This window comes from Microbacterium aurum (genome assembly GCF_016907815.1).
Lineage (GTDB): Bacteria > Actinomycetota > Actinomycetes > Actinomycetales > Microbacteriaceae > Microbacterium > Microbacterium aurum.
The window spans coordinates 1190960-1206480 of record NZ_JAFBCQ010000001.1; the positions used below are offsets into that span (position 1 = coordinate 1190960).

16 protein-coding genes are annotated in these 15521 nt (G+C 71.0%); 9 read left to right on the forward strand and 7 right to left on the reverse strand.

Annotation, left to right across the window (positions count from 1 at the left end):
- Positions 1-11 precede the first annotated feature (11 nt).
- Complete coding sequence (locus JOD60_RS05975; protein WP_076689444.1) at positions 12-749, forward strand: NRDE family protein; 738 nt, start codon at positions 12-14, stop codon at positions 747-749.
- A complete protein-coding gene (locus JOD60_RS05980; protein WP_232321709.1) occupies positions 749-1399 on the forward strand; it encodes a YdeI/OmpD-associated family protein in 651 nt (216 codons plus the stop codon). Before JOD60_RS05975 ends, JOD60_RS05980 begins: the two co-directional genes overlap by 1 nt.
- 117 nt (positions 1400-1516) lie before the next feature.
- Here the strand turns inward: JOD60_RS05980 and JOD60_RS05985 are convergent, their stop codons facing one another.
- The 5 genes from JOD60_RS05985 to JOD60_RS06005 all read right to left on the reverse strand — a co-directional run bounded on the left by JOD60_RS05985 (position 1517) and on the right by JOD60_RS06005 (position 7823).
- Positions 1517-3004, reverse strand: coding sequence for a lipase maturation factor family protein (locus JOD60_RS05985; RefSeq protein WP_076689448.1), 1488 nt, complete (start codon positions 3002-3004; stop codon positions 1517-1519).
- A 216-nt stretch (positions 3005-3220) separates the two neighbouring features.
- Entirely contained in the window at positions 3221-4900 is a 1680-nt protein-coding gene (gene pgi, locus JOD60_RS05990; protein ID WP_076692078.1) for a glucose-6-phosphate isomerase, read from the reverse strand.
- Positions 4901-4978: 78 nt separating this feature from the next.
- Positions 4979-5857, reverse strand: coding sequence for a hypothetical protein (locus JOD60_RS05995; RefSeq protein ID WP_076689450.1), 879 nt, complete (start codon positions 5855-5857; stop codon positions 4979-4981).
- Positions 5854-6537, reverse strand: a complete 684-nt coding sequence (locus JOD60_RS06000) for a LuxR C-terminal-related transcriptional regulator (protein ID WP_076689453.1) — start codon at positions 6535-6537, stop codon at positions 5854-5856. Before JOD60_RS06000 ends, JOD60_RS05995 begins: the two co-directional genes overlap by 4 nt.
- The gene (locus JOD60_RS06005) at positions 6525-7823 is read right to left on the reverse strand and encodes a sensor histidine kinase (protein WP_076689455.1); all 1299 of its coding nucleotides are present in this window, start codon (positions 7821-7823) and stop codon (positions 6525-6527) included. Before JOD60_RS06005 ends, JOD60_RS06000 begins: the two co-directional genes overlap by 13 nt.
- 96 nt (positions 7824-7919) lie before the next feature.
- On the opposite strand from JOD60_RS06005, the gene JOD60_RS06010 reads away from it, so the two are divergent.
- Positions 7920-8732: a Cof-type HAD-IIB family hydrolase gene (locus tag JOD60_RS06010; protein ID WP_076689457.1), complete on the forward strand. Its 813-nt coding sequence runs from the start codon at positions 7920-7922 to the stop codon at positions 8730-8732.
- Between the two features lie 50 nt (positions 8733-8782).
- Positions 8783-9613: an aldo/keto reductase gene (locus tag JOD60_RS06015; RefSeq protein ID WP_076692079.1), complete on the forward strand. Its 831-nt coding sequence runs from the start codon at positions 8783-8785 to the stop codon at positions 9611-9613.
- Positions 9614-9625: 12 nt separating this feature from the next.
- Here JOD60_RS06015 and JOD60_RS06020 read toward each other — a convergent pair whose 3' ends face one another.
- Together JOD60_RS06020 and JOD60_RS06025 are read right to left on the reverse strand one after the other, a co-directional pair.
- Positions 9626-10318, reverse strand: coding sequence for a Pr6Pr family membrane protein (locus JOD60_RS06020; RefSeq protein WP_076689459.1), 693 nt, complete (start codon positions 10316-10318; stop codon positions 9626-9628).
- Positions 10319-10346: 28 nt separating this feature from the next.
- A complete protein-coding gene (locus tag JOD60_RS06025) occupies positions 10347-11135 on the reverse strand; it encodes a siderophore-interacting protein (protein WP_076689461.1) in 789 nt (262 codons plus the stop codon).
- A gap of 156 nt (positions 11136-11291) precedes the next feature.
- Here JOD60_RS06025 and JOD60_RS06030 point away from each other — a divergent pair, with 156 nt between their 5' ends.
- From JOD60_RS06030 to JOD60_RS06050, 5 genes are all read left to right on the forward strand, one after another.
- Complete coding sequence (locus JOD60_RS06030) at positions 11292-11480, forward strand: hypothetical protein (protein ID WP_076689463.1); 189 nt, start codon at positions 11292-11294, stop codon at positions 11478-11480.
- A 250-nt stretch (positions 11481-11730) separates the two neighbouring features.
- Complete coding sequence (locus JOD60_RS06035; RefSeq protein ID WP_076689465.1) at positions 11731-12720, forward strand: siderophore ABC transporter substrate-binding protein; 990 nt, start codon at positions 11731-11733, stop codon at positions 12718-12720.
- A 10-nt stretch (positions 12721-12730) separates the two neighbouring features.
- The gene (locus tag JOD60_RS06040; RefSeq protein WP_076689467.1) at positions 12731-13723 is read left to right on the forward strand and encodes an ABC transporter permease; all 993 of its coding nucleotides are present in this window, start codon (positions 12731-12733) and stop codon (positions 13721-13723) included.
- Positions 13716-14762, forward strand: coding sequence for an iron chelate uptake ABC transporter family permease subunit (locus JOD60_RS06045; RefSeq protein ID WP_232321710.1), 1047 nt, complete (start codon positions 13716-13718; stop codon positions 14760-14762). Before JOD60_RS06040 ends, JOD60_RS06045 begins: the two co-directional genes overlap by 8 nt.
- Complete coding sequence (locus JOD60_RS06050) at positions 14759-15514, forward strand: iron ABC transporter ATP-binding protein (RefSeq protein WP_076689469.1); 756 nt, start codon at positions 14759-14761, stop codon at positions 15512-15514. Before JOD60_RS06045 ends, JOD60_RS06050 begins: the two co-directional genes overlap by 4 nt.
- The last annotated feature ends 7 nt before the right edge of the window (positions 15515-15521 follow it).

Here is a 15521-nt window from a genome sequence, read left to right on the forward strand (position 1 = left end):
TCACGAGCACCGTGTGCACCGTCATCGTCCACGTCCCCGAGTCTCCGGCGGCGACCGGGGAACCGGTGCGCCTGCTCGCCGTGCGCGACGAGGATCCGGCCCGCACGTGGGACCCGCTGGGGGAGCGGTGGCCCGAGCATCCCGGTGTCATCGGCGTCCGTGATCGCCGCGCGGGGGGCGCGTGGCTCGCGGCCGACCCGGCCGCCGGGCGCGTCGCCGTCATCCTCAACCGTGCCGACGTCGTGACCGAGCCCGAGGAGACGCTCGGCTCGCGCGGGCACGTCGTCCTCGACGCGCTCGCCGAGACGGCGGGTTCTGCGGTGGGTTCCGCGGGGGAGCGCCCGCGGACGCACGGCTACAACCTCGTCGAGGTCACCGCCGCCGGCGCCCGCGTCACGATGTGGGACGGCGCCACCGTGCGCACCGTCGATCTCGCGCCCGGCATCCACATGATCGCCCACGACGACGTCGACGACCCCGCGACCGCCCGCATCTCGGCGTGGCACGACGCGTTCGGAGACACCGACCCGCATGACGCGCACTGGTGGGAGGGCTGGCTCGACGTCCTCGAGCGCACGAGCGCGGTCGGATCGGTCGACGACCGTGCGATCGTGCGCGACAACCGGCCGTTCGGCTATCCCACGCTGTCGCTGCTCGTGTGCGCGGCGTCGGTGGGTCCCGACGGTGCCGACGTGCGGTACGGCGAGTTCGACGAGCCGGGACGCTGGAACCGGCTGACCCTGCGCTGATGTCGGATGCCGCTGCTACCGTCAGCGGCATGGGTGACGACGTCGAGGTGGTCTTCTTCGCGGATGCCGCGGCCTTCCGCGCCTGGCTCGAAAAGCACCACGCCACCGCCACCGAGCTGTGGATGGGGCTGCGGCGCAAGGGCCACCCCGACCGGGGGCTGACGTGGGAGGACGCCGTTCCCGAGGCGCTCTGCTTCGGGTGGATCGACTCCACCAGCTACCGGATCGACGACGAGGCGCGCCGTCAGCGGTGGACGCCCCGCAAGCCGACGTCGAACTGGAGTGCCGTCAACATCGCGCACGTCGAGCGCCTGCTGGCCGAGGGGCGGATGCATCCGGCGGGCACCGCGGCGTTCGAGCGGAGAGACAAGAGCGTAGCGGGGTATTCGTACGAGACCCGGCGTGAACTCGGCGCCGACGGGCTCGCGGCGATCGCCGCGGTTCCCGCCGCGCAGGCGTTCTGGGAAGCAGCGCCACCGTCGTACCGCCGCGTGGCCGGCAACTGGGTGCTCTCGGCCAAACGCGAGCAGACCCGCGCCGACCGGCTCGCGACGCTCGTCGCCGACTGCGCCGCTGGCCGGCTCATCCCGCCGCAGCGCTACGGCGACGAGCCCCGCTGGGTCGCCCGCGCCGCCGCCGCTGGTCGTTGAGCGAGAAAGCGCCAGCGACCGAGACGAAACGTCGCAACCCTTCCGCGACCGTTTGGGGCGTTTCGTCTCGCTCGTTCCTCGCTCGCTCAACGACCGGCGGGGACGCCCCGGGGTCGCTCAACGATCGGGGTCGCGGGCGTTCCCGAAGCCGAGGGGCTGGACGAGCACGTGTCGGCGGTCGCGGAACCACACGGCGCCCGACACGCGGTGCTCGGCCCTCGTCGTGAAGCGGTAGCGGTACGAGACGACCCGCACCCACCGGGGCGGCGCGCCGCCGAACGGGTCGTGGTGCAGCATCCGCAACGTCGCGGCATCCGCTTCGAGGAGGCGCACGAGGAACGCGGTGAACCAGTCCTCGAGCGACCGCCCGAGCGGGAGGAACCACATCAGCCAGTCGAGCCGCAGGTGATACGGCGCGAACTGCCGCGGGATGCGGTGGAGGTCGCCCGGCTTGCCCTTGAACGCGTACTCGCGCCATTCGGCGGTGTCCGGGTCGGCATCCGTCGTCCCTTCCACGACGTACTCGATGCGCTCCTTCGTGACCGTGCCGAACGCACCGTAGGCGTTGGCGAGCTGCCACCGATTGAAGCTCGCGTTCATGAGTTGACGGCGCGAGAACAGGTTTCGCGCGGCGGGCACACTGAGCACGACGTACCCGAGCGCCACGACACCGGTGACGACGACCCAGTACGGCGGGATGCCGCCGAACGGCGCGGCATCCGGCATCCGCTCACCGGACCCGGGCACCGACACGGCCGAGAACGCCAGCACGATCGTCGCCCAGTTCAGCCATGCGAAGTTGCCCGTCAGCACGAGCCACAGCTGCGTCGCGATGACGACCGCCGCCGCGAGGTTTCCGACGACGGCGGGCCAGGGCCCGGGGATCCACAACCCCAGGATCGGCGCGAACAGGAACCACGGCACGATCAGCTGCGCGAAATGGTTGCCCAGGACTTCGCCGCGGTGAAACCACGTCGGCAGGAGGTGCGCCTGGCGGCTGAGGGGGCCGGGCATGGGCTGCGTCTCGTGGTGGTACATCAGCGCCGTGAGGTCGCGCCACTCCCGCCCGCCGCGGATCTTGATCATTCCGGCGCCGAACTCCAGGCGGAACACCAGCCACCACATCAGCACGATCACCGCCGTGGGCGGCGGCTGGGAATCGGACCCGAGGAAGGCCGCGAGAAACCCCGCCTCGAGCAGCAGCATCTCCCACCCGAACCCGTAGAAGGTCTGCCCGATCGAGGTGATCGACATGTATCCGAGCCACAGCGCGAGGAAGGCGAGCATCGGCAGCCAGGGCGGGCCGAGCTGAGGGATCCCGGCGACGAGCAGCGCCGCGACGACGATCCCGGCGGCGCACAGCGCGACGAGGCGCCGGTCGGTGTAGCGGACGCGGCGGAACAGCGTCGGCCGCAGCAGCTTCGCGCGCGACGGGTTCGCGGCCGCCCACGCGAGCAGCTCCGGCGCCGGCAGCAGTCCGCGCTCGCCGAGAAGGGGCCGGAACTGGTTCAGGCTCGAGACGAACGCGACGAGGAACAGAGCGGCGATGCCCCGCTGCAGCACCTGCCGCGCGAGCTCGAAGTCGACCGCCGCGAAGCCGTCCATGCGGTCACCCTACGCCGCGGCATCCGTCGGGAAAACGGTGGCAGCGGCCGGCGGGATTGCGCGGCTCGAGAAACCACCCTGCGCGCCGAAAAACCACTTGCGGTTTGAGAAACCACGTCAGGCGTGGTTTCTCAAGCGCGGAATGGTTTCTCGAGGGCGGATGCCGCGGCGCGAGCCGCGGACCTACGCGCGGAGCGGATGCCGCGGCCCGCGGCCCTACGCGCGGTGCGCGCGGTAGTAGTCCAGCAGCGCCCGGGTCGAGGCGTCTTGGGCGGCCGCGGCATCCGCGTCGCCCTCGATCGCGGGCGCGATCTGCAGCGCGAGCTGCTTGCCGAGCTCGACGCCCCACTGGTCGAACGAGTTGATGCCCCACACGACGCCCTGCGTGAACGTCAGGTGCTCGTACAGCGCGATGAGCTCGCCGAGCACGCGCGGGGTGAGTGCGGGCGCGAAGATCGATGTCGTGGGGCGGTTGCCCGGGAACGTGCGCGCAGCGACGAGGGGGCCCGTCGTGCCCTCGGCCTTCACCTCCTCGGCCGTCTTGCCGAAGGCGAGCGCCTTCGTCTGTGCCAGGAAGTTCGCGAGGAACAGGCCGTGCACGTCACGCCCGTCATCCGTCAGGGGATACGCCGGGTTCACGAAGCCGATGAAGTCGGCCGGGATCAGGCGCGTGCCCTGGTGGATGAGCTGGTAGAACGCGTGCTGGCCGTTCGTGCCCGGCTCGCCCCAGAAGATCTCGCCGGTGTCGGTCGTGACGGGCGACCCGTCCCAGCGCACGCGCTTGCCGTTGGACTCCATCGTGAGCTGCTGCAGGTACGCCGGGAAGCGCGACAGCTGCTGTGCGTAGGGGAGCACCGCGTGGGACTGCGCGCCCAGGAAGTTCGTGTACCAGACGTTGAGCAGGCCCATCAGGACCGGGACGTTGCGCTCCAGCGGCGTCGTGGCAAAGTGCTCGTCGACGGCGTGGAGGCCCGCGAGCATCTCGCGGAAGGCGTCCGGGCCGAGTTCGAGCACGAGTGACAGGCCGACCGCCGAGCCGACGGAGTAGCGCCCGCCGACCCAGTCCCAGAAGGCGAACGCGTTCGCGGGGTCGATGCCGAAGGCGGCGACCTTGTCGAGGGCCGTCGAGACGGCGACGAAGTGGTGCGCCACGGCATCCGTCTTCTGCGTCTCGGACCCGTCGATCGCACCGGACGCCGCGAGCCCCGACCACAGCCAGTCGCGCGCGAGTCGCGCGTTGGTGAGCGTCTCGAGCGTCGTGAAGGTCTTCGACACGACGATGAACAGCGTCGTCTCGGGATCGAGGTCCTCCGTCTTGTGGGCGAGGTCGAAGGGATCGATGTTGGAGATGAAGCGCGCCTGGATGCCCGCGGTCGCGAACGGCTCGAGAGCCGCCGAGACCATCGCGGGGCCGAGGTCGGACCCGCCGATGCCGATGTTGACGACATGCGTGACGCGCTTGCCCGTGATGCCGACCCAGTCGCCCGAGCGCACGCGCTCGGCGAACGCGGTCATGGCGTCGAGCACGCGCTGCACGTCGCCGTCGATGTCCTGCCCGTCCACGACCAGTCGCGGCTCGGCGCCCGCCGGGCGGCGGAGGGCCGTGTGCAGCACGGGGCGGTCCTCGGTGGTGTTGATGTGCTCGCCGCGGAACATCGCGTCGCGGCGCTCGGTGAGGTGCACCTCGTCGGCGAGCTTGACGAGCGAGGCGAGGATGCCGTCGTCCACCAGGTTCTTCGACAGGTCGATCCGCAGGTCGGCGAGATCGAACGTCAGGCGCTCGACCCGTCCGGGATCGTCCGCGAACCAGCGGCGGAGGTCGGGGGCGAACCCGTCGGCGCGGGCGGTGAGCTCGCCCCAGGCGGAAGTGGTGGTGGCATCGATCGGTGTGGTCACGGGACCCACGCTAGCGCGCCGCGGCCGGAGGCGCGTGCGTCAGGTGAGGCGGCCGTCGGCGAGGCAGGGAGGGGGAGATCAGCCGCGGTCGAGGATCGCCGCGCCGGCGGAGACCTGCACGCTCACGCGGTGCGGCGAGGCGGGGTCCTCCGTCAGCGTGTGGCGGAACTCGCCCGCCGACACGTCGGAGGCGATGGCGTACGCCGTGTCGGGCAGGGTCAGCTGCAGCCTGCCCGCGGAGACGTCGGCGGTCACCTCGGTCGGCGCCTCCCCGGTGAGCGTGCCGGTGACGGCGCCGGCGCTCAGGATGATGTCGGCGGTGTCGACGTCATCGAGGTCGAAGACGGTGCGCCCGGCGGAGGCGTCGACATCGAGGTCGTGCGCCGTGCCCGACAGCTCGATCGAGCCGGCGGCGAGCTCGATGTCCAGGTCCTTGTAGGTCCCGTCGGCGTGCAGCACCCCGCCGCTCACACCGAACTCGGCGTCGATCGCGGTCCGCTGGAGCGCCGACGGCAGCGTCAACACAGCCTCATCGGTGCCGCCCCAGTGCCAGCCCGTCCACCACGACCGCTCGTTCGTCACGCGCAGCACGTCGCCGTCCCGCTCGAAGCGCCAGTCGCCCGCGGCGCCGTCGACGGTGAGCGCGGCATCGCGGCCGTACTCGACCGTGAGCGACGCCCCGGAGATGTCGATGTCGAGCGCGGCGATGCCCGCGGCATCCGCCGTGAACGTCTCGGTGCGCAGGGTCGCGGCGCGGACCGCGGAGAAGATGCCCGCCGTCACCGTGCCGAGGATGAGGATGCCGCCGACCACGATCGCGAGGATGGCGATGACGCGGGCGGTGGTGCGCCGCGGCGGCCTGCCGGGCCCCTCGGGCGAACCAGGCGCCCCGGGCGAGCCGGGCGTCGTGGGCGGGCCGGCCACCGGCGGCGGGGTGAGGGCCGTCGTCGTGCTCATCGGAGTGCTCCGTTCTGGGGCGCCGTGCCGGAGCCGCCGTGGTCGAGGTGGACGAGCGCGGCGAGCACGCGGCGGTTGCCGTGCTCGTCCTGCTCGAGGTCGAGTTTCTGGAAGAGCGAGGTGATGTGCTTCTCGACGCTCGCCTCGCTGACGAACAGCGTCTGGGCAATCGCCTGGTTGCTCTTGCCTTCGGCGATCAGCGCGAGCACCGAGCGCTCCCGCTCGGTGAGCCGCGCCATCCGCTCGTCGCGGGACCGGCGGGTCAGCAGCTGAGCCACGACCTCGGGGTCGAGCACCGTGGCGCCGGCCGCGATGCGCTCGACGGAGGCGAGGAAGTCGCGGATGTCGGCGACGCGGTCCTTCAGCAGGTAGCCGAACGCGGCCGACTGACCGGTGATCAGCTCGCTCGCGTAGCGCTCCTCGACGTACTGGCTGAGCACGAGCACCGGAAGGGCCGGGTCGGCTGCGCGCAGCGCCAGGGCGGCGCGGATGCCCTCGTCGGTGAACGTCGGGGGCAGGCGCACGTCGAGGATGCACAGCTCCGGCGCGGTCCGCGCCACGGCGGCGTCGAGGTCGGACGCGTCGGGCAGGGCGGCGACGACCGCGTGGCCGGCGTCCTCCAGCACGCGCACGAGTCCTTCGCGCAGCAGGGCGGAGTCTTCGCAGATCAGGATGCGCACGGGACGCTCACCTCCAGGGCGGTCGGTCCGCCGGCCGGGCTGTCCAGGCGGGCGGTGCCGCCGGCGGCGAGGATGCGGTTGGTGATGCCGTCCAGTCCGCCACCGGGTAGCACCCGTGCGCCGCCGATGCCGTTGTCCTCGACGCGCGCCCAGAGGGTCCCGTCGTCGCGGCGGCGCACCACGACGCGCGCCTCCGAGCCGCGGGAGTGCTTCGCCGCGTTCGTCAGCGACTCCGCGATCGCGAAGTACACGGCGGCCTCGGCCTGCGCGCTGCAGCGTCCCTCAACGCGCACGTCGAGCTGCACCGGGATGGGGGAGCGGGCCGCGAGCGCGCTGAGCGCGGCATCCAGCCCACGATCGTCCAGGACAGAGGCGTGGATGCCGCGGGCCAGCTGCCGCAGCTCGGTGATCGCCGCCTTCGTGGAGGTGTGCGCCTCGTCGACGAGGGCTTTCGCGGCGGCGGGGTCGTCGTCGATCTTCTGCTGGGCGAGACCCAGGGTCATCGCGACGGAGACGAGCCGCGGCTGCACGCCGTCGTGCAGGTCGCGCTCGATGCGGGTGCGCTCGACCTCGCTCGCCCGCACGGCTCCCGCCCGCTGCGCGCCGGCGACCTGCGCCTGCGCGGCGAACTGCGCCTCCTGCGAGGGGACGAGGATCGCGCGGGTGAGCACGGCGTGCAGCAGCGCGACGCCGAGAAGCACGGCGAGCGAGATGACGACGCCGAGCACGCCGAGGCCGACCGCCCACCCGTCCTCGATCTGGAAGCCGGTGCCGGGGACGCGCACGGTGTCGGCGGCCCCCAGCGGAGCGAACGCGAGGCCGACCGAGGCGACGAGCCCCGCGACGGTGGGTAGCACGACGAGGCCGAGCACCGTCGCGATGGCGGCGCTGGCGACGCCGCGCCACATCTGCCCGTCGATGAACTGCTGCCACAGGGTGCGCATCCAGCCGCCGAACCCAGGGACGCCGCTGCGTCGTGCGCGCAGCGTGGGAACGCCGAAACCGTACAGACCCTCGACCCGCTCGTGCTCGAGCCACGAGGTCGCCCACAGCAGATAGAGGAAGGCGAGGAGGAACAGGATGCCGATGCCGAGCACCAGCAGCAGGCTCACGCCGAGGCTCAGCAGCGTCGCGAGTGCGCCGAACAGGAGCGAGCCGACGAGGCCGGCGGCCGCCAGCTGGGCGATCGCGCCGAGGTGGGAGGCCAGATGGGGCCGCGTGGCGCGCGCGACCGACGGCGGCGCGGCGACCGACGGGGAGCCGCTGGCGGATGTGGCGATGGTCATGGCTCCACGGTAGGGGTGCGCCGCGCGCGCCGCCCCAGAGCCAGCCCGACGAAGCGCTTCGGGTTATCCCTACGCAGCGACTGGGAAGATGAGGAGGTGACCGCACCCGACATCCGCCTCATCGCCGTCGACATGGACGGCACGCTGCTCCGGCCCGACGGGTCGATGCCCGACGGACTGTGGGCGCTGCTCGAGCGACTGCGGGAGCGGAAGATCGCGTTCGCGCCCGCCAGCGGGCGGCAGCTCGCGACACTGCAGCGGATGTTCGCCGGTGTCGACGCCGAGCTCGACTACATCGCCGAGAACGGTGCGTACGTCGTGAGAGGGGATGCCGAGGTCAGCTCCGACGCGATGGATCCGGTCTTCGCGGCCGCCGTGGTCGCCCGGTTGCGCGGCCTCGTCGCGGACGGCGCACTGCGCGCCGGGCTCGTGGTGTGCGGCAAGCGCTCGGCGTACATCGAGGACACCGCGCCGCAGTTCGTGGCCGAGGTCGAGAAGTACTATGCGAGGCTCGAGGTCGTGCCCGACCTGCTGGCGGTGTCGGACCAGATCCTCAAGCTCGCGATCTTCGACATCGACGGCGGCGAGGCGCACACGGCGCCGGCGTTCGCCGACCTCCGCGAGAGCCATCAGGTCGTCGTGTCGGGCCGGCACTGGGTCGACATCATGAACACGACCGTGAACAAGGGTGTGGCCCTGCGGAACCTGCAGGCCGCTCTCGGTGTCACGCCCGCCCAGACCGCCGCCTTCGGCGACTACCTCAACGACCTGCAGCTGCTGCAGGCGGCGGACTGGTCGTACGCGATGGCCGACGCCCACCCCGACGTGGCTGCCGTCGCGCGGTTCCGCGCGGGCTCCAACGCCGAGGCGGGCGTCCTCACCGAGATCGATGAACTGATCGGGGAGTGACCCCGGTCCGCACGCGCCGCGCCGCGTCGACCGGGCGTAGCGTGGAGGCCATGGTCACGATTCCCACGGTCACCCTGAACGACGGCACCGCCTTTCCCGAGCTCGGTCTCGGCACCTACAACCTGCGCGGCGAGGACGGCACGGCCGCCATCGTCGCCGCCATCGAGAGCGGTTACCGGCTGCTCGACTCGGCCGTCAACTACGAGAACGAGGCGGAGGTCGGCGAGGCGGCGCGGCGCAGCGGCATCCGCGACGAGCTCATCGTGGCGACGAAGGTGCCCGGCCGCGATCACGGCTACGACGAGACGATCCGCAGCGCCGAGGGATCGCTCGAGCGACTCGGGCTCGACCGGATCGACCTGTACCTCATCCACTGGCCGAACCCCAGCGTAGATCGCTACGTCGACACGTTCCGCGCCATGATCGCGCTGCAGGGCGAAGGCAAGGTCGGCTCGGTCGGCGTCTCGAACTTCACCGAGCCGATGCTGACCCGCCTCATCGACGAGACCGGGGTCACCCCCGCCGTCAACCAGGTCGAGCTGCACCCCTACTTCCCGCAGGCGGCGCTGCGCGCGTTCCACGCCGAGCACGGCATCCGCACCGAGAGCTGGAGCCCGCTCGCGCGCCGCAGCGAGCTGCTCACCGAGCGCGTCGTCGCCGACGTCGCCGCCGCGCACGGCGTCACGCCCACGCAGGCCGTCCTCCGCTGGCACACGCAGCTGGGCTCGACGCCCATCCCGAAGTCCGCCGACCCCGCGCGTCAGATCGAGAACGCCGACGTGTTCGGCTTCACGCTGACGGATGCCGAGGTCAGCGCGATCAGCGGGCTCGAGCGCGGGCGGCTGTGGGACGGCGACCCCGACACCCACGAAGAGATGTGACGGGCTCGCCGGCTAGGCGCGGGCGACGGCGGGCCGCGGCGCGCCGACCCGCGCCAGCAGCCGGTCGAGGGCGTAGTAGACGTAGCCGACCCCGACGAGGGCGACGGTGAGTCCCACGATCCACAGGATCACGTCGCCGAGCCCGTTGACCTCGACGTTCATGAACGGGTAGGGGTAGCGCACGCCCGGCGCGAACTCGCCGCCGAGCGCACCGTAGGTGAAGGCGAACGCGAGGTAGGCGTAGGGGATGAGGGCCCACAGCAGCGGGTCGTACGCGCGCAGCCTGCCCTTCGGCACGAACAGCAGCCAGTCCACGATGACGAGGATCGGCGTGATGATGTGCACGAGGTTGTCGGTCAGTGTGAACGGCTCGTACGCGCCCGGCTGAGTGAACAGCGACGGCACCAGCACGAACAGGTAGATGAGCATCGTGACGGTGATCGCCTCCATGATCGCCGCCGCCCAGCGGGCGGACGGCGTGGAGACGCCGGTCCATCCGTCTCGCTGCGCATCGCGCACGGTGACGATCGCCGACAGCACCATCCACACCAGGCACAGCACGTTGCTCATGACCGTGTAATAGGTGAACGACGACCAGGTCGGCGTGGCCGTCCACAGGCCGGACACGCGGGCGATGCCGAAGACGATCATCAGCGCCGCGAGGGCGCGGTAGAAGAACGCGAGCAGGCGGGAGCGCAGGACCATGGCGCCCATCGTAGGGGCGGTCGCGGGCTCAGTGCGGAGCGTGATACTCGTCGGTGCCGCGCTTCCAGTAGCCCTTGACCACGACATGGTCGGTGTCGAGCCCCCAGCGATCCAGCAGCAGGGCCCGGCCGTGCGTGACGATCGACTGTTCCGCCGCGACGAAGCCGAAGACATCGCCGGCCGGACGGTCGGCCGCGGTCAGCGCATCCAGGCGGGCGGCGAGAGCGGCCCCGGCCGCCGCGCCACCGCGGTGCACCTGCTCGACGACCACGCCGGCGGGGGCATCGAGGGGCAGCTCGTGGTCGGCATCCGCCACCTCCACGAGGATGCGTCCCACCGCGTCGGCGTCCATCAGGTGCGTGAAACGCCGCATGGCGGGCACGGCGGTCTCATCGCCTGCGAGCAGCCAGCCGTCGGGACGTCCCGTCATCAGCATCGAACCCCGGGGGCCGCCGACGCCGGCGATCGCGCCGATCTCCGCGGTCGCAGCCCACGGTGCGGCGACTCCCTGATCGCCGTGGATCGCGAACTCCAGGTCGAGCCATCCCTCGTCGGCATCCCACGCCAACGGCGTGTACTCGCGGCTGGGAGCCGCGCGCAGCTCCTCGACCGACGCGGGCGGGGTGTCGGGGAAGAACACGCGGATGTGGTCGTCCGATCCCAGCGAGGTGAACCCGCGCAGGTCCGCTCCCTCGAGCCGGATGCGGACGTAATCCGCGGTCAGCCACTGCCGCGCCGCCAGATGCACCTGGCGGAAGCGCAGCTCGAGCCCGGTCCGGGACAGCGTGAACGAGGGCGTGGAGGTGGGGGAGGTCATGAGCTTAGGGTACCCTCACTTGGCGCTGCCGGCGCCCGGCTACCGCGCAGGCTCGTGCCGGTCAAGCCCCTCCGTGTCGACGTCGTCGATCCGTAGCGTCGCAACGGAGAGGCTCGGCGAACCGTCGCCGGCGCCCGCACCGGAAGGGAATGCGACATGAGCGACATCACGGGACAGGACGATCCCGACAGCACCGACACCGACGTGACCCGCAAGGCCGGCGGCCTGGGGCAGGACGGCACGATCCCGCCCGACCCCGACGGCGTCGCGGCCGGTCACACCGACGAGCCGTCGAACTTCAATCAGGAAGAGGACGAGGAGGCGCCGCCGGAGAGCGCGCCCTGACGGGGGAGAGCCCTGGGTCGTCGCGCAGTCAGAGCTGGGCGCCGTCGTCCCAGGGGTCGTTGTCGTTCGGCGTGCGGCCGCGCCACGATTCGTAGGCGATGAGCCAGCCGATCGACGCGAGGTGGCGGTTCCTGGTCAGGTTAGGCTAACCTGACCTGCGTCGGGTCGCCCGTGCGACCCTGTGCCGACAGCGAGGCGGCGTGCGCCTTCCGCTGCGCACGCGTGCCGCGCCTACCCAGGAGAATCACGCATGAGCAGTACGTTCCGTCGTCTGTCCCTTCCCGCGCTCGCCGTCACCGGCGTGCTCGCCCTCGCCGGCTGCGCCGGCAGCGCCCCGGCCGCCGTCGAGAGCGAGACCGCGGCGCCCGAATCGGTGACCGTCACCGACAACCACGGTGAGCAGACCATCGCGCTGCCGCCTCAGCGCGTCGTCGCCACCGACAACCGCACCATCACCGTGCTCGACGAGTGGGGGATCGAGGTCGTCGCCGCGCCGCTGGACATCTTCCCGGCGGGCCTGTCGTACAAGGAGGACGGGGCAGACGTCATCAACCTCGGCAACCACGGTGAGCCCGACCTCGAGGCCGTCGTCGCCGCCGACCCCGACCTCATCATCAACGGACAGCGGTTCGCGAGCTACTACGGCGACTTCCAGACTCTGGTGCCGGATGCGACCATCGTCGAGCTCGACCCGCGCGAGGGAGAGGCGCTCGATGAGGAGCTGAAGCGCCAGGTCACCGTGCTCGGCGAGATCTTCGGCAAGCAGGACGAGGCGGAGAAGATGGTCGCCGACTTCGAGGAGTCGATCGCGCGCGTCACCGCGGCCTACGACGGCACCGAGACGGTCATGGCAGTCATCACCTCGGGCGGCGAGATCAACTACGCCGCGCCGACGAGCGGACGCACCCTCGGGCCGGTCTTCGACATCCTCGGCCTCACGCCCGCGCTCACGGTGGACGGCTCCACCGACCACCAGGGCGACGACATCTCGGTCGAGGCGATCGCAGCATCCAACCCCGACTGGATCCTCGTGATGGACCGGGATGCCGGGGTCAGCGCCAACACCGACGAGGCCTACACGCCGGCGAACGACCTCATCGGCACCTCGGAGGCGCTGAAGAACGTCACGGCCGTCACGGCCGGCCACATCGTCTACATGCCGCAGGGCACCTACCTCAACGAGGGCATCCAGACGTACACGCAGTTCTTCAACGCGCTCGCCGACGCCCTCGAGGCGTGAGCCGAACCGCATGACTGTGACGACCGACGTCGTCGGCGTCCGCCGGCGGTCACGTGGACGCCTGTTCACGTGGCCGCTGGTGGGCGGCCTCGTCGTCGTCGCCCTGCTGGTCGCCCTGTCGCTGGCCGTCGGCGTGTACGACGTGTGGGGCGCGCCCGACGGCGGCGAGATGTTCCTCATCACCCGCATCCCGCGCACCGTCGGGCTGATCCTCGCGGGCGCCGCGATGGCGATGTGCGGCCTCGTGATGCAGCTGCTCACACAGAACCGCTTCGTCGAGCCCACGACGACCGGCACCACCGAGTGGGCCGGTCTCGGCCTGCTGCTGGTGATGCTGCTGTTCCCCGAGGCTCCGCTCATGGCCCGCATGATCGGCGCCGTCGGGATGGCGTTCGTGGGCACGATGCTCTTCTTCTTCTTCCTGCGCCGCGTCATGCTGACCTCGTCGATCATCGTCCCCATCGTCGGCATGATGATCGGCGCCGTCGTCGGCGCCGTCTCGACCTTCATCGCCCTGTCGACCGACATGCTGCAGAGCATGGCCATCTGGTTCACGGGCTCGTTCACGTCGGTCCTGCGCGGACAGTACGAGCCGCTGTGGGTCGTGCTCATCGTCGTGGTCGCCGTCTTCATCGCCGCCGATCGCTTCACGATCGCCGGCCTCGGTGAGGACGTCGCCACCGGCGTCGGCCTCGACTACCGGCGAATCGTCCTCGTCGGCACCGCCCTCATCGCCCTCGCCTCCGGTGTGGTGACCGTTGTCGTGGGCAACCTGCCGTTCCTGGGCCTGATCGTGCCGAACGTGGTGTCGCTGATCCGCGGCGACGACCTGCGCTCCAACCTCCCCTGGGTCGCGCTGGGCGGCATCGCCCTCATCACGGCGTGCGACATCGTCGCCCGAGTCATCAACATGCCGTTCGAGGTACCGGTCTCACTCATCCTCGCGATGGTCGGCTCCGTCGTGTTCATCGCCCTTCTGCTGAGGCAGCGTCGCCGTGCCTGACATCCTCACCTCTGTGCCGCCTGCGCCGCCTGCACCGGTGCGCCGCACCGGCTCCTTCCCGACCGCGGCCCACGCCCGCCGCTTCACCGTGACGCTCGCGGTGCTCGCCGTCCTCGCGGCGGCGATCGCCCTCGGCATCCTCGTGTGGGACAACCCCGCCCCCGCGGGCAGCGACGGCTTCTGGCGCATCGCGCAGCTGCGCGTGTCGAGCGTCGTCGTGATCGTGATCGTGGCGATCTGCCAGTCGCTGGCGACGATCACGTTCCAGACGGTCACCGCCAACCGCATCGTGACGCCCTCGCTCATGGGATTCGAGTCGCTGTACACGGCGATCTCAACCGCGGCGATCTTCTTCTTCGGTGCCGCCGGTGCGCTCATGGTCCAGGGCGCCGGGCCCTATCTGCTGCAGATCCTCGTGATGCTCCTCTTCTCCGGCATCCTCTACGGCTGGCTGCTGTCAGGCCGGTACGCGAACGTGCAGATCATGCTGCTCGTGGGAATCATCCTCGGCGGCGCGCTCGCGGCGTTCTCGACCTTCATGCAGCGCCTGCTCACTCCGACCGAGTTCGACCTGCTGACCGCGCGCCTCATCGGCAGCGTCGCCAACGCGGATGTCACCTACCTGCCCATCGCGGTGCCGCTCATGGTGCTGGCCGCCGCCGGGCTGTGGTGGGGTGCGCGGCGGTTGAACGTCCTCGCCCTCGGCCGCCCCATCGCGCTCGGACTCGGGGCGCCGCAGCGGCGCGACTCGATCCTCGCGCTGCTGATGGTCTCGATCCTCATGGCCGTGTCGACCTCGCTCATCGGGCCCATGACGTTCTTCGGGTTCCTCGTCGCGATGGTCACCTATCAGCTCGCCGACACGTACGACCACCGACGGATGTTCGCGATGTCGTGGCTCGTGGGCTTCGTCGTGCTGGGCGGCGCGTACTTCGTGCTCAAGCACGTCTTCTACGCGGCCGGGTCGGTCGGCATCATCGTCGAGATCGTCGGCGGCACCTTCTTCCTCATCCACCTCCTGCGAAAGGGGCGCCTGTGATCTCGCTCACCGCCGTCGAGAAGCGCTACAGCACCGAGGTCTCGATCGGCCCGGTGGACCTCGACCTGCCGGCCGGCGGCATCACGGCGCTCATCGGCCCGAACGGCGCCGGCAAGTCGACGCTGCTGACGATCATCGGCCGTCTTCTCGACGCGGATGCCGGGACCGTCTCGATCGCGGGACACGACGTGGCCTCGACGAAATCGCGGGAGCTCGCGAAGGTGGTCGCCGTGCTTCGGCAGGAGAACCACTTCGTGACGCGGCTCACGGTGCGTCAGCTCGTCGGCTTCGGCCGCTACCCTCACTCGCAGGGCCGTCTCACCCTCGCCGACGAGGCCGTCATCGACCGCTCGATCGATTTCCTGGGGCTGCAGGGACTCGAGGGTCGCTACCTCGATGAGCTGTCCGGCGGTCAGCGTCAGCGCGCCTACGTCGCGATGGTGCTCGCGCAGGACACCGACTACGTGCTGCTGGACGAGCCGCTGAACAACCTCGACATCCAGCACGCCGTGCAGATGATGCGCCACCTGCACCGCGCCGCCGCCGAACTCGGCCGCACGATCGTCGTGGTGCTGCACGACATCAACTTCGCGGGCCACTACGCCGACCGGGTGTGCGCGATGAAAGACGGGCAGGTGGTCGCGTTCGGGACGCCCGACGAGATCATCCGCGGCGATGTGCTCACCGGCATCTTCGACACGCCCGTCGAGGTGGTCGACGGCCCGCGCGGCCGCCTCGCGGTCTACTACTGAGTCGCAG